Genomic DNA, 20484 nt, shown 5'->3' with positions numbered 1-20484 from the left:
CAGAGCGTTTCGCGCAAATCTCAATCGCAATGACGCCAGCCCAACATTACAAATTATTTAGGTTTGGTCTGCTTTGGCAAGAAATAGCACCAAAACCGACCAATATTCACGCACGGTTACACATGTTCTTAATTTATGGTCGATTGAGACACGCAATCGCCACGTCTTACCGCATTTTGATATTGATAGAACATCGGGTCTGCCCCATGTAGCTCAATGAATAGAACAACGGGAGTACGAAAGTGTCGTTACTCAAAATCTACTGGCGTGCCATGCAATATCTCGCGGTCGAAAAGGCCGGGACGATAACCATGTGTGTCGCAAGTGTGCTTGTCGCCGTCGTCACTCTGGCCGAACCAATCCTGTTCGGTAAGGTCATTCAGGCTATTTCCGACAAAAGCGACATTTCCCTCCCGCTTGGACTTTGGGCCGCACTCGGCGCTTTCAATATCGTTGCCGCCGTCTTCGTAGCGCGTGGTGCCGACCGTCTGGCACACCGCCGTCGTCTCGGCGTGATGATCGATTCCTATGAGCGCATCATCACCATGCCGCTTTCATGGCACCAGAAGCGCGGCACATCCAATGCGCTGCATACACTGATCCGCGCAACGGATTCGCTCTTCACGCTTTGGCTCGAGTTTATGCGCCAGCATCTGACCACGGTCGTCGCGCTCGTAACGCTCATTCCTGTTGCCATGAGCATGGATCTGCGCATGTCGTTGGTGCTGATCGTGCTTGGCGTCATCTATGTGATGATCGGGCAACTGGTCATGCGCAAGACCAAGGACGGCCAGGTAGCCGTCGAAAAGCATCACCACAAGTTGTTTGAGCATGTCAGCGACACGATCAGCAATGTGTCGGTGGTTCAAAGCTATAACCGCATCGCATCGGAAACCAAAGCGCTGCGCGACTATGCGCATAATCTCGAAAAGTCGCAGTTCCCGGTTCTCAACTGGTGGGCCCTGGCAAGCGGCCTCAATCGCATGGCCTCGACCTTCTCGATGGTCGTTGTGCTGGTGCTGGGTGCCTATTTCGTGACCAAGGGCCAGATGCGCGTTGGTGATGTCGTAGCCTTTATCGGCTTCGCACAGCTGATGATCGGTCGTCTCGACCAGATCAGCGCGTTCATCAACCAGACAGTCACAGCGCGCGCCAAGCTCGAAGAATTCTTTGATATGGAAGATGCAACCGCTGATCGTCAGGAACCGCAGGGTGCGAAAGACCTGGAAGACGTCAAGGGCGACATTGTCTTCGATAACGTCACCTTCGAGTTTCCCAATTCCGGTCAGGGCGTCTATGATATTTCGTTCGGCGTAAAACCCGGCCAGACAGTTGCAATCGTCGGCCCGACGGGTGCGGGCAAGACGACGTTGATCAATCTGTTGCAGCGCGTTTTCGATCCGGCCGCCGGTCGTATCCTGATCGATGGCACCGATACGCGCAGCGTCAGCCGCCGTTCGCTGCGTCACGCCATTGCAACCGTGTTTCAGGATGCAGGCCTCTTCAACCGCTCGGTGGAAGACAATATCCGTATCGGCAATGAAAATGCGTCGCATGAAGACGTGCATTCGGCTGCAAGAGCTGCCGCAGCCCACGATTTCATTCTCGCCAAGAGCAGCGGCTATGACACGGTGGTGGGCGAGCGCGGCTCGCAGCTTTCGGGCGGTGAACGCCAGCGTCTGGCCATTGCCCGTGCGATCCTGAAGGATTCGCCAATCCTCGTTCTCGATGAGGCCACGAGTGCGCTGGATGTGGAAACCGAGGAAAAGGTCAAGAAGGCCGTTGATGAATTGAGCGAAAGCCGCACCACCTTCATCATTGCGCACCGCCTTTCAACGGTCCGTTCCGCTGATATTGTCCTGTTTCTCGACAATGGCCACCTGGTCGAGCGTGGCAGTTTTGACGAATTGGCAGCTCTGGGCGGACGCTTTTCAGATCTCTTGCGCGCAGGCGGTCTTGCCGTCGATACCAAACCGGATCGCACGATAGAGATCGAAGCTGAAATCGAAGAAGGCAGCAACGTCATGCCCTTCCCAGCTCGTGCCTGATCAGCTGGCTGATATGTCGAAAAAACCCGCCATTTGGCGGGTTTTTTTATAGAGGCATCTCAAAACTGAGGCCGTCATATCCGGGTTCGACATGGGGCGGCGTTTCGCGCATCACCGTCTCATAATCAAGTGGCACATGCATATGGGTGAGAATAGCCCGCTTTGGCGCCAGTCGTTCGATCCATTGAAGCGCTTGTTCAAGTGAAAAATGGCTTGGATGCGGCCGATATTGCAGTGCACCCAATATCAGCACATCCGCGCCTTCGATATATTGCAAGCTTTCATCAGGAAAAGCGCTGACATCGGTGCAATAGGCAAGGTTGCCAATGCGAAAGCCCAGCGATTGAATGTCGCCATGCACCTGCGCGAAAGGTGTGAAACGAATGTCGCCGCCCGCACCGCTGATCGTGAATGGCGTCTCCGCCACAATATCGTGCATGCTCAGAATTGGTGGGTAGTTCGAACCGACTGGCGTCTCGAAACAATAGCCAAAAGCCTCGAACAGCCGCATCCGCGTCAAGCGATTGGCATAGACATCCATCAAACGCCCCTGCTCCACGACATAGGTGCGCAGATCATCGACGCCGTGGATATGATCGGCATGGGGATGGGTATAGATTGCAGCGTCCAGCGCATGAACATTGGCATCGATCATCTGGCTGCGGAAATCTGGCCCGGTATCGATCACTACCGTGGTCTGATTACCATACGCGTCAAACCGCTCGACCAGGAGGGCCGCGCGACGGCGGCGGTTTTTTGGATTTTTGGGATCGCAGTTGCCCCAATCACCATTGATGCGCGGGACACCGGGAGAGGAACCGCAGCCCAGAACCGTAAAACGCAGGCAATCACGCGGCGTGCTCAATTGGCTGTATCTCCGGATGGTCGCGGCATTTTGGAAAACAGCCGGAACACATTATCACTGGTGATGCGGGCAATGTCGTCGGCGCCGACACCAATCGTCTCGGCCAGCACACGCGCCGTATGCGGCACGAAGGATGGTTCGTTGCGCTTTCCGCGATGCGGCAAGGGTGCGAGAAACGGCGCATCGGTTTCAACCAGCAAACGCTCATGCGGCACAATGCTTGCGATTTCCCTGATTTCCGGCGAGTTTTTAAACGTCAAAATGCCGGAGAAGGAAATATAGCCGCCGAGTGCGATGCCTTTTTCAGCCAGTGCGCGACCAGACGAAAAGCAATGCAGGATGAAGGGAAAAGGACCCTTGGCGGTTTCATGTTGCAATATTTCCGCCATATCATCATCCGCACTGCGGGCATGGATGACCAGCGGCAATTGCGTGCGCCGTGAAGCCTCTATGTGGGTCAGAAACCCCTGACGCTGTGCTGCGGGTGGGGCGTAATCGTAATGATAATCAAGCCCCGCCTCACCTATGGCGACCACTTTGGGATGCGCACTCAACCGCTCCAGATCATCGGCAGTGATATCGAGTTCCTCATGCGCGTTGTTGGGATGAGTGCCGACCGAGCAATAGACGGACTCATAGTTTTCCGCGATGGCAAGAATCTTGTCGAACTGCCGCACGCGGGTGGAGATGGTCACCATACGCTTGACGCCAGCATCGAGCGCACGGCGCACGATGTCATCGCGCTCCGGTTCGAATTCGGCAAAGTCGAGATGACAATGGCTATCGACAAGCATGATCAACTCAGTTCTGTTCTTCGGTTTCCACATAGCGCGGGAAGATCGGCTGAGGCGCGGGCAATTGCGTGCCACCTGCAAGCGGGCTCGCAGTCACATCGGCAAACAGCCGCTTGTCCGCCGGAATTGCCAGAATATCCAGCAGCTTTTGTGCAGATTGCGGGATGAACGGCTGCACCATGATGGCGACACGACGAATGACTTCCGCCGTCACATAAAGCACAGTGCCCATGCGCTCGAAATCGGTCTTGCGCAGCGCCCAAGGCTCCTGCCCCGCAAAGTAACGATTGGCTTCAGCGACAACGGCAAAGATCGCGCCCAGCGCCTGATGTAGTGCCTGATCATCCATGGCTTTGCATGCGGTTTCAAGCGCTTGCATTCCCTGATCGAGAATAGCCTTGTCTTCTGCCGTGAATGCGCCCGGCTCAGGTACCTTTCCTTCGCAATTCTTGGCGATCATCGACAGAGAGCGCTGCGCGAGATTGCCGAGGTCATTGGCGAGATCGGCATTGGTACGGTTGACAATGGCTTCGTGGCTATAGCTGCCATCCTGCCCGAATGGCACCTCACGCAGGAAGAAATAGCGCAACTGGTCAAGACCGTAACGCTCGGCCAGTTCAAACGGATCGATGACATTGCCGACCGATTTCGACATTTTCTCGCCGCGGTTAAACAGAAAACCGTGCGCAAAGACGCGCTTTGGCAGCGGCAGGCCCGCCGACATCAGAAACGCAGGCCAGTAGACAGCGTGAAAACGCACGATATCCTTGCCGATAATATGCGCGTTTGCGGGCCAGAAATCCCATTGTTCACTCGACGTGTCGGGGTAACCGGCAGCGGTGATGTAGTTGGTCAGCGCATCGACCCAGACATACATGACATGCTTTTCGTTGCCCGGAACTTTTACGCCCCAGTCAAAGGTGGTGCGCGAAATCGACAGATCGCGCAGGCCCGATTTGACGAAACTCATGATCTCATTGCGGCGTTCTGACGGCATGACGAAACCGGGATCGTTTTCATAAAGCGCCAACAGCTTGTCCTGATAGGCGGACAGGCGGAAGAAATAGCTTTCCTCCTCGTTCCACTCGACGGGCGAGCCCAACGGCTCGCGGCGAACACCATCATCGCCGAGTGTTGTTTCGCTTTCGTCGAAATAGGCTTCCTGCCGCACCGAATACCAGCCCGCATAGGAATCGAGATAGATATCGCCATTGGCTTCCATGGCTTTCCAGATTGCCTGGCAAGCCTTGTGGTGACGCTCTTCGGTGGTACGAATGAACTGATCGTTCGAGCAACCAAGCGCTTCGAGCATCGAGCGGAAAACATCCGAATTCTTGTCGGCAAGCGCTATGGGCGTAACGCCTTCCTTCTCCGCCGTCTGCTGCATCTTAAGGCCATGCTCATCGGTGCCGCTTAAGAAAAACACATCTTTGTCCAAAAGCCGCTGAAAACGCGCCATCGCGTCAGTCGCAATCGCCGTGTATGCGTGGCCGATATGCGGCTTGCCATTGGGGTAGAAGATCGGCGTGGTGATGTAATATTTTTCGCGGCTCATGAGGGACCCGGTCTTTCGATGTTTGAAGCGCGTCTGCCCGTTTTGCAAAACGATCACCAGACACATGCAAGAAATTGGTCAGCGCTGACATAACGCATGTCTTGAACCATGTCACCCCGGAGGACCGGCGCGAAATGCGCGATGGGTTTTTTCAAGCAATCCTGTGACGAACTGCCTGCGGTCAAGATTATAGGTTTCAGCGGTGGTGATTTCGCGGCCAAGATCGCTCCAGAACTGCGACCACCCGCTTGCCTCGCGCAATTGCCCATCCTCTGCAAGGTGGTGCGCACGGCCGGCGATGCGTTCCATCAGATGATCACGGAAGAGTTGGTACTGGATTTCCGCCTCGCGCCCGCTGACAGCCGTGCCTAGCGCCTGCGCTTTGGGCAGATCGAAGGTTTGCCCTTCCAAAAGTGCATCGACGCTATCGGCAATTTCGACGCCGCCATGGGCGAGCAGCAAAAGCGCCTTGCGCACGCTTCCTTCTGCGCGATCCAGCAAGGGGGCGGTAATGCTGGACGAATCCAGACCGATGCCAGCACCCGCATGTGCCAGCGCTTGCACCATGGAAGCGTTGTCCAACGGACGCATCTGGATGCTCTGGCAGCGCGAGCGAATGGTCGGCAGAAGTCGCCCGGACGAATGCGAAACAAGAACGAATAATGCCCGCGCTGGCGGCTCTTCCAACGTCTTGAGCAGCGCATTGGCGGCATTGCGGTTCATATCGTCGGCGGGGTCGATAATAACAATGCGCCATGCGTGATCCGATGCCGTACGGGTCAGAAAATGCGTAACGCGCCGAATTTCCTCGACCGTTATGGCAGTACGGAATTTACCCGTCTTCTGGTCGAATGGCCGACTGATGTGCACCACAGCGGGATGCATGCCACCGGCAATTTGCCGCCACAAGGGTTTTGAAAAATCCGGCTTATCAAAAAAATCCGGCGCATTGGCCTGATCTCCGTGGCCAAGCATATGACCCGCGAGATGAAAGGCCAGTGTCGCCTTTCCGATACCCTGTTCACCTTCCAGCAGAAGAGCGTGATGCATGCGGCCTTCGCGATAGGCCTGCGCCAGAAAACGCACGACGTCATCATGCCCGGTCAGAAGATCGTTGGCCGAAGGCTCTGCAACACCTTCAATGGAATCATGTGTCTTGGGAACATCGAGCGCGTCGATCATAGAAGCCCCCGCTTTCGCAATTCTGCTTCGAGAAGCGCTGCTATGTCTCCAGCAATCTCATCCTGTGGCCTATCGGCATCAACAACCTTGCAGCGCTCCGGCTCCACCTTGGCAATTGCCAAAAAAGCCTGTCGGCGTGCTTCATGCACACTAACATCTTCCTTCTCGAAGCGGTCAACCGTGTCAGTGCCGCGTCGCTTGCCAGCGCGAGCCAGTCCTTTTTCGGCTGTGATGTCCAGAATGATCGTAAGATCAGGCATCACGCCATCGACCGTGACGCGTTCAAGTGCCGTCATATAGGAGGCATCGAGATTACCGGTGACGCCCTGGTAGACGCGACTTGAATCGATGAAACGATCACAAAGAACGATTTTTCCTTCATCCAGCGAAGGGCGAATAAGCTGGTCAATATGATCAGCACGAGCTGCGGCGAATAAAAGCGCTTCCATGGCCGGGCCATATTCTTCAGCGCTGCCGCTCAAAATGACATGACGTACCGCTTCCGCGCCGGGAGAGCCGCCCGGTTCGCGCGTGATGCGCGGAGTAAAGTCGTGGGTGCGAAGAAATTCAGCCAGCAAACCGATCTGTGTCGACTTGCCAGCCCCTTCACCGCCCTCGAATGTAATGAACAATCCCGACACACTGGCTTCCGCGCAATTGGAAAATCATATGATTCAAGTTCATATCGAGCTTTGGCGTTGAGGTCGAGGTTTACGCGCCAGGAACAGCCGTTTTACAGATATTTCCTGAGCCAGCCGGTGGAAAGCTCGACCATACTGCTCCAGGCCCGTCGCGTAAGGCTGCCCTGCGACACGTCTTGCGCGGCAAAGACCGGCACCTTTCGTAAAACCTTGCCACCAAGCTCGAATTGCAATGCCCCAATCGGCGATTCCGCTGTGACCGGAGCCACCAGCGGCCCCTCATAGATCAAGCGTGCCTTCAGCCTGTCCCGACCATCTTTAGGCAACAGCAGTTCGACTTCATCCTTCACCTTGAGCGGAACATAAGCCATAGCCCCGCCGAACACCTGCGCCTCGCCGACCACGTCGTTTGCCCCATAAAGGCGCAAATCATCGAATGCCGTCATGCCCCATTCAAGCAGCTTTCGCGCCTCCTGCTCACGCTCCTTGGCGCTGGCAAGACCGCTCAACGCCAGAAACAATCGCCGTCCGTTGCGCTCGGCAGAACCGACCAGCGCGTAGCCGGAAGCTTCGGTATAGCCGGTACCCAGTCCGTCCGCCCCCACGTCAAGCCGCAGCAGTGGATTGCGATTGCGCTGTGTGATATTGTTCCAGGTAAAAGAGCCTTGAGAATAGTATTGATAAAATGCGCGATGCGCTGAATGGATATGACGCGCAAGATCGGTTAGGTCTTCAAGAGTGACCTTTTGCCCTTCCGCCGGAAGACCGGTGGAATTGACGAAATGAGAGCCTTTTAATCCAAGAACTTGGGCACGTTCATTCATCTGACGGACGAAGTCTTGTTCACTTCCCGCCAATCCCTCAGCCAAGATAATCGCCGCGTCATTTGCCGACTGAACAATCAGGCCTTGCAAAAGATCAGAAACAGTCGGTGAGGATTTGATACGCGCGAACATCGTTGATGTGCCGGATGGCGCACCACCCGTGCGCCAGGCATGCTCGCTGACCGGATAGGTGGTTTCAAGCGTCGTTTTTCCGCTTTCGATGGCCTCAAAAATGATTTCCGCCGTCATCAGTTTGGCAAGAGACGCTGGTGGTATTGGTGCAGAGGCATCTTTTGCGAGAAGCACCGTGCCACTATGATCATCGATCAAAAACGCCTGTGGTGCCTTGACAGTGAAGCCTTCCTGGCTCGAGGCGAGATTGGACGACGCAAGCGAGAGAGCCAAGACACCGCCCGCCAACGCCATTACTCGCCTGACAAAAAAAGAAGAGAGCGCCATGAAAGCCTTGCTGCAAGATTATCGAAAATTACCTACAGGGGCAGTATAGTCGAAATCGTTTCCATTTTAGCAATTTTAATGGGCACGCACCACAAATGCATCGCTTACACCGGCTTTCCATGCTGCTTTCAAGAGAGCATCATTGTCGCCTTTTCGCGAAACAGCGGTCAGTTCATAGACCATGCCTGTATCGGACTGCACCTGCGCGCGGCTAATTTGAGCCGTCTTCGCCAGAGCGCGCTCGACTTTTTCAATGGCTTCCAGTGAATTGAAAAGCCCGAGTTCCACATATTCGCCGCTGCGCGCACTATCCTGCGTCTTCCAAGCGCCGGAAACGGCCCCTTCGTTCAGGATGCTGCCATAGGTGTTCTCTTGTGCATAGGCGCGGAGCGTTGACTGATCAGGGGCATAACCCGCCATGCCTTTGATATGATCGCCGCTTGTCTGCCCCATCGCCAGATCAGGCCGCGGTGATGGCCGCGGAACGACTGCAGGCTGAGACAGTACATTTCCGTATGCGTCATTGACGGCAAAAGGTGAATCCTGCGGGATCGGCGCCGATGCCGCTATGGGCGCTGACGATTGCGAAGATGTCGGCGTCGGGCCGTTCATCGCCAGCATGACACCGGTCGCCGGCTGGCCCATTGGATCGCCATCACCCGGACGATAGGATGCCATCAGGTAGGAATCGTCTTGACCGTCGAGCGGCGCACGTCCGACATATTCGACCTTCACCTTGGCCGTACCATGATGGCGATAGCCGAGCATGTCTGCGGCCTTCTGCGAAAGATCGATCACCCGGTCATATTCATAAGGACCGCGATCATTAACCCGCACGATTACCGAACTGCCGGTCTGCGTGTTTGTAACCCGCGCATAGCTTGGCAGGGGCATGGTTGGATGCGCGGCAGTCAGATGCGCCATATCGTAGATTTCGCCATTGGCGGTCAACCGGCCATGAAAGGCTTCGCCGTACCAGGACGCTTGTCCAACTGCCTTGTAATTTTTGTCTTCCTTGGGATGGTACCAGCGGCCCTTCACTTTGTAGGGCCGTCCGGTCTGGTCGCGTCCGCCGCCGCGCGGCAAGGGTTTTCCTGTCGAATGGGCAACACGCGGGCTCGCCTTGACGCCATATTTCGATTCCGCAAAATATTCTTTGGAACGTTTTGCTTTAGGTTTTTGCGATGAAGGCGTCTGTGACGCGCAGCCAGCAAGTGCAACGGCCAATGCCATGAAGGTGATGAGGGAAACGGAACTGCGTTTTTCGCGCAAAACCTTTACGCCTTCACGCCAGCCCGAACCTGTCTTCAGCTCTCGCCCAGAACCCATACGCCATACGCCCGTCACTATCGTGGCAGTCAAAAGACCGCCTGCTGTTTATTTGAATAAAGTGATGTCACCGATTCATTGACGTTTTATTAAAACTTTCACCCCGCCGTCAAATTCGACTCGATTTTGCCACTCAATGGAACGAACCCTTGGCGTAATCGTTAACATCACGGCTCTACTGACCTCTGAGCCAGTCACCTAACGTCATGACTTGGCCCGCACGTCTACGATGCGGGCCTTTTTTTCCGGTTATTGGTTATCCGCCTGGCATATAAACCTTGATCGCTCGCCGATGCAGTTTGAAATGCGCCGGTGTCCACGTCGTTAACTCGCCATCGGTGTTGACGGCTCGTGGTTTTTTGGTGCGAATGATCACCTCTTTTACGGGAAAGGCACGTACATCCTGCCATTGCGATTGCGTGCCGCGGCGAAGGCTCGGCAGCAGGCGCAACAGATGCCACCAGTGATCCACTTCAAGACTGTAAAAATCGAGTTTTCCATCATCGATCGCGGCATTCTGCTCAACCACCATGCCGCCGCCATAGAATTTGCCGTTGCCGACCGATACCTGCAATGTACGGATATTCTCTGTGAGACCATCATGTTCAAGATATGCGGTAAAAAGTTCCGAGCGCATCAGAAGGCGGGCAGCAACGAGAGCGTAACCAAACTTGCCCCATTTTTTCTTGGCAGCTCCGCTGAGTTCGCTCGCCAGCTCCGCGCTAAAACCGATGCTGGCAACATTGAAATAAAGGTGACCATTGACCTCACCGAGATCAATTTCATGCGCCTTATAGGTCAATAATTGCTGTGCAGCTTCCACCGGATCTGCAGGAATTCCAACCGTGCGGGCAAAATCATTGGCTGTCCCGAGAGGCAGGATTGCGAGCGGCAGACCCGTTTCTGCAAGTCCTCTGGCCGCAGCATTGAGCGATCCATCTCCACCGCCGATGATAACCAGATCATGATCGCGTTCGCGCATGATCACATCGGAAATCGTTTCGTCTTTTGCGGGTTGATGCGGGGATAAGCTAAGACTACCCTCTTCGAGAACTTTTTGCATCGCACCGCCAAAACCCTGTCCGTTTCGGGCGTTGGGATTTACAATCAGCAAGGCGCGGCGGCCAGTTTTTTTCACCATATATCCACCCGTCGGTCGTGCATTTGCCTTGAGCCGAAACCGGCTGCGCTTGAGCTCAATTCATCTATACAAATGGCGACGGATTTATGGATATCGCGGGCAGCACACATCAGTCGCGTACGGCATTGACCAGGGTTTGCGCGGCAAGGCTGATATAACCACGATCACTTCCAAGCGTCAGGAACTGAAAGCCAAGCGGAATGTAGCGCTTGGCGAATTCCGGCGTGGGTGAATAAATACCGGCAATCTTACCCGCAGCCGCAGCCTTGCGCGCAATCGTGCTGACAGGCTCGAGAATGGCCTCGGAATGCGGATTTGCTTCGCGGCCGTTGCTCCATGCAATCGAAAAGTCGGCGGGGCCGACAAACACGCCATCAATGCCGCGCACGTCCAGAATAGCATCCAGCGCATCGTAAGCGTCGCGCGTCTCGATCATCGCAAATGCCAACGTGTCGTGATTGGCGCCCGTCAGATAATCGTTGGAGCCCGGTGTGCCATAATCGGCATTGGGACGGAATACGCCCCATGAGCGCTCGCCAACGGGCGGATATTTCATGGCCGCTGCAAATTTGCGCGCATCTTCGACGGAGTTGATCATCGGGGCGATCACGGCCTGAGCGCCGAAATCCAGCGCGCGGCTCGCCATATCGAAGCGTCCTACCGGGACACGCACCACAGGTGGCTTACCGGCATTAAGCACGAGCCCGACACTGCGAAGGACACTCGCCTCGTCATGACCACCATGCTGCATGTCGATCGTCACGGCATCAAACGCACTATGAGCCAAGATTTCGATCGTGAGAGGCTCCGGAAGGGACGACCATGCCGAAAGAACTGTTTCTCCGGCACGCAGGCGCGAAGACAGTGACGCAGATTTTAACACGGGCTTCGACATGAGCATCCTCCAATCAGCCAAACGCAGAAATAAAACGGGGCGGAAAGCTCTTCACCTTCCCCCCGGTTTTGTCAGTCCTTTGAGACCTGACTGATTGCTTCCTCAAGCAGAGCCAGCATCTTTTCGCGAATGACGGTGTCGGCCACATTCACATTGGCTGCGTCGAAATCACCGCGCACTTTACGGAAAACGTCATCGTCGCCCGCTTCCTCGAAATCGGCTGCAACGACGTCCCGGGCATATGCGTCGGCATCTGCATCGTGCTTGCCAAGAAGTTCCGCGGCCCACAGACCAAGGAGCTTGTTGCGACGGGCTTCAGCCTTGAAGCGCAATTCCGCATCCAGTGCGAATTTCTTTTCAAAAGCGTTGCGGCGATCATCCATGCCAGAGGTCATTCATAAAGCTCCCGAGATAAGGCGTTACTAAGAGATTCTGTCAGCTTCTCTCGCCTAAAGCTGGCAAGGGGCGCAAGAATATACAAGGGCAAATCCTCGGCAAAGCATCACTTTCTTGCAGTTCCGGCATAAACTTGCGCACGCGAACTTCCAGACGGGGGCCAAAAACGGGGAAAGGCCACGAAGCAGGATTGTTAAAGCGCCCTAATTGCTATAGGTAGCCCGCGAGAATAACGGCACTATGCCGATCATCACTGTTTGGAAATCCGAGAAAAGCCATGAACCGTCGCCGCCGTATTTACGAGGGCAAGGCCAAGATTCTTTATGAAGGCCCTGAGCCCGGCACACTTGTCCAGTTCTTCAAGGACGATGCAACAGCATTCAACGCGAAAAAGCATGAGGTGATTGACGGAAAGGGCGTTCTCAACAACCGCATTTCCGAACACATCTTCACGCAGCTGAACCGCATCGGCATCCCCACCCACTTCATCCGCCGCCTCAACATGCGTGAGCAGCTGATCAAGGAAGTGGAAATCATTCCGCTGGAAGTCGTGGTGCGCAATGTCGCCGCCGGATCGCTTTCCAAGCGTCTTGGGATCGAGGAAGGTACATTGCTGCCGCGCTCGATCATCGAATTTTATTACAAGGCCGATGCGCTTGATGACCCAATGGTCACCGAAGAACATATCACGGCTTTCGGCTGGGCCAGCCCGCAGGAAATCGACGACATCATGGCACTCGCCATTCGCGTCAACGACTTCCTCACCGGCTTGTTCCTCGGCATCGGCATCCAGCTTGTCGATTTCAAGATGGAATGCGGACGCCTGTTTGAGGGCGACATGATGCGTATTGTCGTGGCCGACGAGATTTCGCCCGATTCGGCGCGTTTGTGGGATATCGCCAGCAACGACAAGCTCGACAAGGACCGTTTCCGCCGCGATATGGGCGGATTGGTTGAGGCCTATCAGGAAGTGGCGCGCCGTCTCGGCATCATGAACGAGAACGATACGCCACGCCCAACAGGCCCGAAGCTGGTCAAGTAAACGCATCACACAGCCCGGAGGAATATTTCCGGGCTGCTTTATTCGCATTCACAAAACAGGGATGACAAACAGTGATCAAGGCACGCGTCACCGTTACTTTGAAAAATGGCGTTCTCGACCCGCAGGGCAAGGCTATTGTCGGCGCACTCGGCAGTCTCGGTTTTGACGGCGTCAATTCCGCGCGACAGGGCAAGGTTTTTGATCTCGAACTGGAAGGTTCTGACAAGGCCAAGGCCGAAGCCGACATCAAGGCCATGTGTGAAAAGCTGCTCGCCAATACGGTGATCGAAGATTACGCAATCGCCATTGGCTAAAAAGGACACGGACACGCCATGAAATCCGCCGTCATTCTTCTTCCCGGCCTTAATCGCGACCGCGACATGATCGCAGCGCTGACCAAGATTACCGGCCAACCGCCTGTAACCGTATGGCAGACCGACACGTCGATCCCCGACGATGTCGACCTGATCCTCATTCCGGGCGGCTTTTCCTACGGTGACTATTTGCGTTGTGGTGCGATTGCCGCACGCATGCCGGTGATGCAGGCCGTGCGCGAAAAGGCTGACAAGGGCGTCATGGTTATGGGCGTGTGCAACGGCTTCCAGATTCTGGTCGAAGCAGGCCTGCTGCCCGGCGCATTGATGCGCAACGCATCGCTTAAATTCGTCTGCCGCGAGGTCAAGCTCGAAGTCACCAATGCCAATACCGCCTTCACCCGCGGTTATGCCCAAAACCAGATCATCCGCTGCCCGGTGGCCCATCATGACGGCAATTATTTTGCAGATGTGGAAACATTAAAGCGCATCGAAGGCGAAGGCCAGGTGGTGTTTCGTTACGCCGAAGGCACCAATCCGAACGGATCGGTCAACGACATCGCCGGTATCGTCAATCAACGCGGCAATGTGCTTGGCATGATGCCGCATCCCGAAAACCTGATCGAAACCGCCCATGGCGGCATTGACGGTCGGGCGCTCTTTGCGGGCGCACTGGGGATCGCCGCCTGATTATCCCATGAACGAACAAAGGAACGGCCCTCATATCTTGATACGAGGGCCGTTTTCTATATCACAAAATCGGCTGGTACCCGATGCCGTTTCATGGCAGCTTCGTTTTTAAAAGCCTCGACGCTATTCGAATCGGGGTTTAATCAGGGAGCGACCACCATGCAGCTTTATAATCGGCCTCTTTCGCCTTATTGCGCTGCGGTGCGCAGTGTCCTCTATGTCAAGGAACTGCCGTTCAAACCGATCGCCCAGCCCTACCCCACGCCTGCTGATTTTGGCGAAGTCGCACCCTTGAAGCGCATTCCGGTTCTCATAACCTCATCAGGCGAAACGCTGTTCGAGGCCGTTGTCATCAATGAATATCTGGAAGATCATTTTCCCGAAATCTCGCTTTTGCCCGGCAGCCCACGCGAACGCGCGCTGATCCGGCTGCTCGCCCGCATTGCGGAAGAAGATGTACTGCGGGAAACAATGCGATTGTTTATTCTTCTAAGCAAATCTGGCCGCGATACGACCACCATTGAAAGACTATTTGAAAAGCAGATTTCCGGATTGAAATTTGTCGAATCACGTCTTTCGGACAGGCACGATTACGCCCTGGGAAACACCCCGACCTTTGCCGATGCGTGGCTATTGCCGGTGCGCTTTTTGATGGAGCCGTTCAAGAAACTTTCAGGTCGCACAGATTTACTCGATGATTTTCCGAAATTTGACGCCTATGCCGCAAAAGCGCCGCAACATCCAGCTTTTGAACGCATATGGAACGAGATGAGCGACGGGCTCAAATCCTTCATGCCCCACCTTGCCTGAATTCTGGCCGGTCAGAATTCTCATCGCCTCAAGCGGAGCCTCATTTGTCTCATAAAACCATTGCCGTTTTTGCCCTGCCTCTGCTTGCGCTTGTGGCTTCATGCATGCCCAAATCAACACCTGCGCCTTCCCTGTCCGATCCTAGCAAGCGAGCGCTGCCGACCATGGAGCGGATTGCGGTTGCCGCCAATCGCTGCTGGTTCAAGTCCAAGGACAAGGATTTCAAAGGCTACTCACTGGCACCCGAACTCAATTCTTTTAGCGGTCGACCGCGCATTCTGGTGGTTCCGGCGCGTAATCCCGGATCGCGGCCGTTGCTGGTCGTACAAGCTGAGGGCAACCCGGCGCGTGTCGAGACTTTTGGCCCCATGATGCAGCAAAGCCATGGCGGCCGCATCATGAGCGACGTCAATCGCTGGGCATCGGGCACGAACGACTGCGACTGATCTTTTCAACGTAGGTGGAAGCGCACCTTGCGCGCTTCCTTCTCGGCTTCACAGCGCCCTAGCCCCACATCGCGCAATTGCTCGTCGGTCAATTCATATAAGGCAAGACGGCTGCGCCGTATTGCGGCTTGCCACGTCAACCAATCGATCAATCGACGCAACGGGCCGCGTCTTGGCCTGATTTGGTTTGACGAGACTTCGGTCATGGTAGACTGCTTCTGCGGCAGCATTGTATCAATTGTATCAATTTCCTGTCTAAAATAGAACATTCTGCTCTATCCTTATGCAAATAGAGTTGTTTCGGCACGTTTTTCGGCCGAGTTTGACTGAATTGATCCTATACATTGACAATTGATCGATACAATTTATAACTTGTCACCATGACAAATTGGCTTCCCGTCCTGACCGGAAAATCCGGACCGATTTATTTGCAACTGGCCGACGCAATTGAAGAGGCTATTGAAACAGGCGCTTTGCCAGCAGGTCAGAAACTGCCGCCGCAGCGCAATCTCGCCTATGACTTGAAGGTGACAATCGGCACAATCGGCCGCGCTTATGCGCTTGCCTACGAGAGAGGGTTGGTGAGCGGCGAAGTCGGGCGCGGCACTTATGTGCTTGATCAAAACATGCGCAAAAATGCGCCACCCGCCTATTCCAGCGATGGCATTGCCGGAACACGGCTTCAGGAAGCGCCGCCCGACAAGATACGTCTGGACACCACAGCGGCACCCGATATCGGACAGCACACAATCCTTGGGCCTATTTTCACCTCGATCCTGCATAATTATCCGCACGAAGTGGGAAATTATACGCGCTATATTCCGCAGCACTGGCTGGAAGCCGGGCGGCAATGGTTGGAGATGGGAGGCGGCTCGAGAAACGAAGCCATCGATCTCGAAACAATCGTCGTCACCAATGGGGCGCATGCCGCTGCAATGGCAGTTATTTCCGCGTTTACCGCGCCCGGCGACCGCATCGTGTTTGAAGACCTCACTTATACGCAGATCAGCCGTGCTGCACGCCTGATCGGACGACGCACCGCAATCGCGTTGAGCGACGAACAGGGCATGATCCCCGACGAATTCGAGCGTATCTGCAACCAGCAACACCCGACCATGGCCTTCATGATGCCAAGCGTCCACAATCCCACGCTCGCCGTTATGCCCGTTGAACGCCGTGAGGCGATTGCCGAGATCGCCGCCCGTCACAATGTCTGGCTGATCGAGGACGACACCTATGGAGTCATGACACCGTCCGGCATTCCAAAAATGGCGGATATCGCGCCGGAGCGTACTTTTTTGACCGGTAGCCTTTCCAAGGCGGTCAGTGCCGGCCTACGCTGCGGCTGGGTCGCCTGCCCGCCACATTGTGCGCAGCGGGTTCACGTCACCCACAAGCTGATGACCGGCGGCATTTCCTTTGTTCTGGCCGAGACCACCGCGCAACTGGTGCTATCGGGTCAGGCGGAAGCTTTGCGTGCGCAATGCGCCGAAGAAATTGCATGGCGCGAAAAACTCGCCCGCACGATTTTTGCAGGCCATGATTTCGTGTCCTCGCCACATGTCCCCATTTTGTGGCTCAAACTGCCCGAACCATGGCTGACTGGCACATTCAAGACCGCAGCCTATGAAAACGGACTGCTGATCGATGATGAAGACGAGTTCAAGCCCGGGCGCGGCGAGCGGACCTATCATCGGGTGCGCATTGCCTTTTCTTCGCCCACGGACCGTAAAAAGGTCGAAAACGGCTTTATCACACTCAGGCACCTGCTCGAAAACGGCCATGCTGGTCACGAAGGCAGCAATTGATCCGGGAAATTGGTATTTTCCTGTCGCACTTGCAAAAGACTTGGGCTAAAGAGACCCCTTGAAACCTTAGAGGCATTCGCCCTTCGGCAGAAGGACTTCGGGTGCCGCAGCCTGCAATGGGATCGCCCTTTTCCATGACTATTTCCAATACTCGAGACATCACGCCAGAACTGATCGCAGCGCACGGGCTGAAACCCGATGAATATCAGCGCATCCTGGAGCTGATCGGGCGTGAGCCGAGCTTTACGGAACTCGGTATCTTCTCGGCGATGTGGAACGAGCATTGCTCCTATAAGTCCTCGAAAAAATGGCTGCGTACCCTTCCCACCACCGGCCCACGCGTCATTCAGGGTCCGGGCGAAAACGCAGGTGTGGTCGATATCGGGGATGGCGATTGCGTCGTCTTCAAGATGGAAAGCCACAACCACCCCTCTTACATTGAGCCCTATCAGGGTGCCGGTACCGGCGTCGGCGGCATTCTGCGCGACGTCTTCACGATGGGCGCACGTCCGGTTGCCGCCATGAATGCGCTGCGTTTTGGCGAGCCGGATCACCCCAAAACCCGCCACCTCGTCTCAGGCGTAGTTGCCGGGGTCGGCGGTTACGGCAATGCTTTTGGTGTGCCGACCGTTGGCGGCGAAGTCAATTTCGACAAGCGTTATAATGGCAATATTCTGGTCAATGCCTTCGCGGCTGGCCTGGCCAAGCATGACGGCATCTTTTTGTCGGAAGCCAAGGGCGTCGGCCTGCCGGTGGTCTATCTCGGTGCCAAGACAGGCCGCGACGGGGTTGGCGGTGCGACCATGGCATCGGCAGAATTTGACGAATCGATTGAAGAAAAGCGCCCGACCGTTCAGGTCGGCGATCCTTTCACCGAAAAATGCCTGCTCGAAGCCTGCCTTGAACTGATGGCTTCAGGAGCCGTTATTGCCATTCAGGACATGGGTGCTGCGGGCCTGACCTGTTCGGCTGTTGAAATGGGTGCCAAGGGCGATCTCGGCGTTGAACTGATCCTCGATTCCGTGCCGGTGCGCGAAGAAAACATGAGCGCCTATGAAATGATGCTTTCGGAAAGCCAGGAGCGCATGCTCATGGTTCTCGAACCCGAAAAAGAGGCTGAAGCCGAAGCGATCTTCCGCAAATGGGGTCTTGATTTTGCCATCGTCGGCAAGACCACCGATGATTTGCGTTTCCGCGTTATCCATCAGGGTGAGGAAGTCGCCAATCTGCCGATCAAGGAACTGGGCGACGAAGCGCCCGAATATGACCGTCCATGGATGGAACCGGGCAAGCACGCGCCGCTTCCCGCCTCCAATGTGCCGCAGGCCGATGATTATTCGGCAGCTCTTCTCAAACTGATCGGCTCACCCGATCTGTCGTCGCGCCGCTGGGTCTATGAGCAATATGATACGCTGATCCAGGGCAATTCGCTGCAAATTCCAGGTGGAGACGCCGGTGTCATCCGCGTCGAGGGCCACGACACCAAGGCGCTTGCCTTCTCGTCTGACGTGACGCCGCGCTATTGCGAGGCCGATCCTTATGAGGGCGGCAAGCAGGCTGTTGCCGAATGCTGGCGCAATATTACCGCGACCGGAGCTGAACCGCTGGCCTCCACCGACAACCTCAATTTCGGCAATCCCGAAAAACCGGAAATCATGGGCCAGCTTGTGAAAGCCATTGAAGGCATTGGCGAAGCCTGCCGCGCGCTCGATTTCCCGATCGTCTCGGGTAACGTATCGCTTTACAATGAGACCAATGGTGAGGGCATTCTGCCGACCCCGACCATTGCCGGTGTCGGCCTGATCCCGGACTGGTCGCAAATGGCTAAGATCGGTGGCATGCAGGACGGGGATGTTCTGCTGCTTTTAGGCATCGACGGCACGCATCTCGGCCAATCGGTCTATCTGCGTGATCTGTTTGAGCGTGCCGACGGCCCTGCGCCCACAGTCGATCTGGCGTTTGAAAAGCGCAATGGTGAATTTGTTCGTTCAGTCATCCGCAATTCCCAGGTAACGGCGTGCCACGACATTTCCGATGGCGGGCTGGCCATTGCCATTGCTGAAATGGCGATCACGTCGGGTAAAGGTGCCTCACTTGACGTGGGCGACGGTTTGCCGCACGCCATCCTTTTCGGTGAAGATCAGGCGCGCTACGTCATCTCCGCAACACCTGAAATGGCGAAGCTCATTGCACTCAACGCAGAAGGTGGAGGCGTTCCTTTCCGAGTTCTGGGTAACGTGGGCGGCGACCGCGTGACGTTCGGCGACATTGTCGATGTCAGCGTAGCAGACCTAACACAGGCCTATGAAGGCTGGTTCCCCGGCTTCATGCAGGGCGAAACCGCCGCAGGCAACTGAAACTGCAAATCACGGTTGACGCGCCCGAAAGCTTCGCTACCATTTCGGGCGCAACGATAAAAAGCCGTATACGGCAGGAGATTCTACATGGCTATGGACGCACACGAGATCGAAAAGCTGATACGCGAAGGGATTCCTGACGCAAAGGTGACGATCCGCGACCTTGCCGGTGACGGGGATCATTATGCTGCCGAAGTTATTGCTGAAAGCTTTCGCGGCAAATCCCGTGTTCAGCAGCATCAGATGGTTTATGATGCCTTGAAGGGCAATATGGGCGGCGTACTGCATGCCCTCGCACTTCAAACGAGCATCCCCGAGTAGCGAATGGACGGGGAAGCTCGTCTTCCCAACCATTTGATTTGCTTTTTGCCTGCAAAGGGTGTTGAGCCAAAAATAAATGATTATATTGGGATAAGCTTCCCATTTGCGCCGGAACAAAACCCGGCGACCGTATTTGACGCATGATCCGAAGCGAAAGCGCCGCTATCCGGGTGGACATGCTCTGAAAGGAACCAGAATGACCGGCATCAATGATTTTATCGACAATGAAGTAAAGACCAATGACGTCGTGCTTTTCATGAAAGGCACGCCGGGTTTCCCGCAATGCGGTTTTTCGGGTCAGGTCGTGCAGATTCTCGATTATATCGGTGTGGACTATAAGGGCGTTAACGTGCTCGCTTCCGACGATATGCGTCAGGGCATCAAGGACTATTCCAACTGGCCGACGATTCCGCAGCTTTACGTCAAGGGCGAGTTTGTCGGCGGCTGCGACATCATTCGCGAAATGTTCCAGTCAAAAGAATTACAAAGTCTTTTTACCGACAAAGGTATTGCTACCAAAGCTGCCTGAGGTTTAATTACCTCAGAACCGGCTTTTGCCTCAACTTT

Annotated in this window: 21 protein-coding genes; 10 read left to right on the top strand and 11 right to left on the bottom strand. The window is 55.3% G+C overall.

The features are described from left to right. The first annotated feature begins 242 nt into the window (after positions 1-242). Positions 243-2048 carry a glucan ABC transporter ATP-binding protein/ permease gene (locus AAIB41_RS03000; RefSeq protein ID WP_343314128.1) on the top strand — a complete coding sequence of 602 codons (1806 nt, stop codon included), beginning with the start codon at positions 243-245 and terminating at the stop codon, positions 2046-2048. 46 nt (positions 2049-2094) lie between these two features. On the opposite strand, the gene AAIB41_RS02995 is transcribed toward AAIB41_RS03000, so the two are convergent. From AAIB41_RS02995 to AAIB41_RS02950, 10 genes are all read right to left on the bottom strand, one after another. Further along, positions 2095-2913, bottom strand: coding sequence for an MBL fold metallo-hydrolase (locus AAIB41_RS02995; RefSeq protein WP_343314127.1), 819 nt, complete (start codon positions 2911-2913; stop codon positions 2095-2097). Further along, positions 2910-3707 (bottom strand): TatD family hydrolase, encoded by a 798-nt coding sequence (locus tag AAIB41_RS02990; RefSeq protein WP_343314126.1) that lies wholly within the window; start codon positions 3705-3707, stop codon positions 2910-2912. Before AAIB41_RS02990 ends, AAIB41_RS02995 begins: the two co-directional genes overlap by 4 nt. 7 nt (positions 3708-3714) lie before the next feature. After that, positions 3715-5262, bottom strand: a complete 1548-nt coding sequence (gene metG, locus AAIB41_RS02985; protein ID WP_343314125.1) for a methionine--tRNA ligase — start codon at positions 5260-5262, stop codon at positions 3715-3717. A gap of 111 nt (positions 5263-5373) precedes the next feature. Continuing rightward, complete coding sequence (locus AAIB41_RS02980) at positions 5374-6444, bottom strand: DNA polymerase III subunit delta' (protein ID WP_343314124.1); 1071 nt, start codon at positions 6442-6444, stop codon at positions 5374-5376. Next, entirely contained in the window at positions 6441-7085 is a 645-nt protein-coding gene (gene tmk / locus AAIB41_RS02975) for a dTMP kinase (protein WP_343314123.1), read from the bottom strand. Before tmk ends, AAIB41_RS02980 begins: the two co-directional genes overlap by 4 nt. Before the next feature lie 92 nt (positions 7086-7177). Next, the gene (locus AAIB41_RS02970) at positions 7178-8335 is read right to left on the bottom strand and encodes a D-alanyl-D-alanine carboxypeptidase family protein (RefSeq protein WP_343314122.1); all 1158 of its coding nucleotides are present in this window, start codon (positions 8333-8335) and stop codon (positions 7178-7180) included. A 108-nt stretch (positions 8336-8443) separates the two neighbouring features. After that, positions 8444-9697, bottom strand: coding sequence for a septal ring lytic transglycosylase RlpA family protein (locus AAIB41_RS02965; protein WP_343314791.1), 1254 nt, complete (start codon positions 9695-9697; stop codon positions 8444-8446). 256 nt (positions 9698-9953) lie between these two features. Then, a complete protein-coding gene (locus tag AAIB41_RS02960) occupies positions 9954-10838 on the bottom strand; it encodes a lipid kinase (protein WP_343314121.1) in 885 nt (294 codons plus the stop codon). A gap of 109 nt (positions 10839-10947) precedes the next feature. Next, positions 10948-11733 (bottom strand): HpcH/HpaI aldolase/citrate lyase family protein, encoded by a 786-nt coding sequence (locus AAIB41_RS02955; RefSeq protein WP_343314120.1) that lies wholly within the window; start codon positions 11731-11733, stop codon positions 10948-10950. A 71-nt stretch (positions 11734-11804) separates the two neighbouring features. Continuing rightward, positions 11805-12128, bottom strand: coding sequence for a DUF1476 domain-containing protein (locus tag AAIB41_RS02950; protein WP_343314119.1), 324 nt, complete (start codon positions 12126-12128; stop codon positions 11805-11807). A 278-nt stretch (positions 12129-12406) separates the two neighbouring features. Between AAIB41_RS02950 and purC the strand changes: the two genes are divergently transcribed. From purC to AAIB41_RS02925, 5 genes are all read left to right on the top strand, one after another. Further along, complete coding sequence (gene purC / locus AAIB41_RS02945; protein WP_343314118.1) at positions 12407-13171, top strand: phosphoribosylaminoimidazolesuccinocarboxamide synthase; 765 nt, start codon at positions 12407-12409, stop codon at positions 13169-13171. Between the two features lie 71 nt (positions 13172-13242). Then, positions 13243-13485, top strand: a complete 243-nt coding sequence (purS, locus tag AAIB41_RS02940; RefSeq protein WP_343314117.1) for a phosphoribosylformylglycinamidine synthase subunit PurS — start codon at positions 13243-13245, stop codon at positions 13483-13485. An 18-nt stretch (positions 13486-13503) separates the two neighbouring features. After that, positions 13504-14175, top strand: a complete 672-nt coding sequence (gene purQ / locus AAIB41_RS02935) for a phosphoribosylformylglycinamidine synthase subunit PurQ (RefSeq protein ID WP_343314116.1) — start codon at positions 13504-13506, stop codon at positions 14173-14175. A 159-nt stretch (positions 14176-14334) separates the two neighbouring features. Further along, positions 14335-14985 (top strand): glutathione S-transferase family protein, encoded by a 651-nt coding sequence (locus AAIB41_RS02930; protein ID WP_343314115.1) that lies wholly within the window; start codon positions 14335-14337, stop codon positions 14983-14985. A gap of 44 nt (positions 14986-15029) precedes the next feature. After that, a complete protein-coding gene (locus AAIB41_RS02925; protein ID WP_343314114.1) occupies positions 15030-15431 on the top strand; it encodes a hypothetical protein in 402 nt (133 codons plus the stop codon). A gap of 5 nt (positions 15432-15436) precedes the next feature. On the opposite strand, the gene AAIB41_RS02920 is transcribed toward AAIB41_RS02925, so the two are convergent. Beyond that, the gene (locus tag AAIB41_RS02920) at positions 15437-15700 is read right to left on the bottom strand and encodes a DUF1127 domain-containing protein (protein WP_343314113.1); all 264 of its coding nucleotides are present in this window, start codon (positions 15698-15700) and stop codon (positions 15437-15439) included. 111 nt (positions 15701-15811) lie between these two features. Between AAIB41_RS02920 and AAIB41_RS02915 the strand changes: the two genes are divergently transcribed. From AAIB41_RS02915 to grxD, 4 genes are all read left to right on the top strand, one after another. Then, positions 15812-17239 carry a PLP-dependent aminotransferase family protein gene (locus AAIB41_RS02915; protein WP_343314112.1) on the top strand — a complete coding sequence of 476 codons (1428 nt, stop codon included), beginning with the start codon at positions 15812-15814 and terminating at the stop codon, positions 17237-17239. 134 nt (positions 17240-17373) lie between these two features. Beyond that, complete coding sequence (gene purL, locus AAIB41_RS02910; protein ID WP_343314111.1) at positions 17374-19596, top strand: phosphoribosylformylglycinamidine synthase subunit PurL; 2223 nt, start codon at positions 17374-17376, stop codon at positions 19594-19596. A gap of 87 nt (positions 19597-19683) precedes the next feature. Then, the gene (locus tag AAIB41_RS02905; RefSeq protein ID WP_343314110.1) at positions 19684-19917 is read left to right on the top strand and encodes a BolA family transcriptional regulator; all 234 of its coding nucleotides are present in this window, start codon (positions 19684-19686) and stop codon (positions 19915-19917) included. A 196-nt stretch (positions 19918-20113) separates the two neighbouring features. Next, the gene (grxD, locus tag AAIB41_RS02900; RefSeq protein ID WP_343314109.1) at positions 20114-20446 is read left to right on the top strand and encodes a Grx4 family monothiol glutaredoxin; all 333 of its coding nucleotides are present in this window, start codon (positions 20114-20116) and stop codon (positions 20444-20446) included. Positions 20447-20484: the final 38 nt, after the last annotated feature.

This window comes from Brucella sp. BE17, from assembly GCF_039545455.1.
In the GTDB taxonomy this organism is placed as follows: Bacteria; Pseudomonadota; Alphaproteobacteria; order Rhizobiales; family Rhizobiaceae; genus Brucella.
This window is presented reverse-complemented; position numbering and strand designations above follow the sequence as displayed.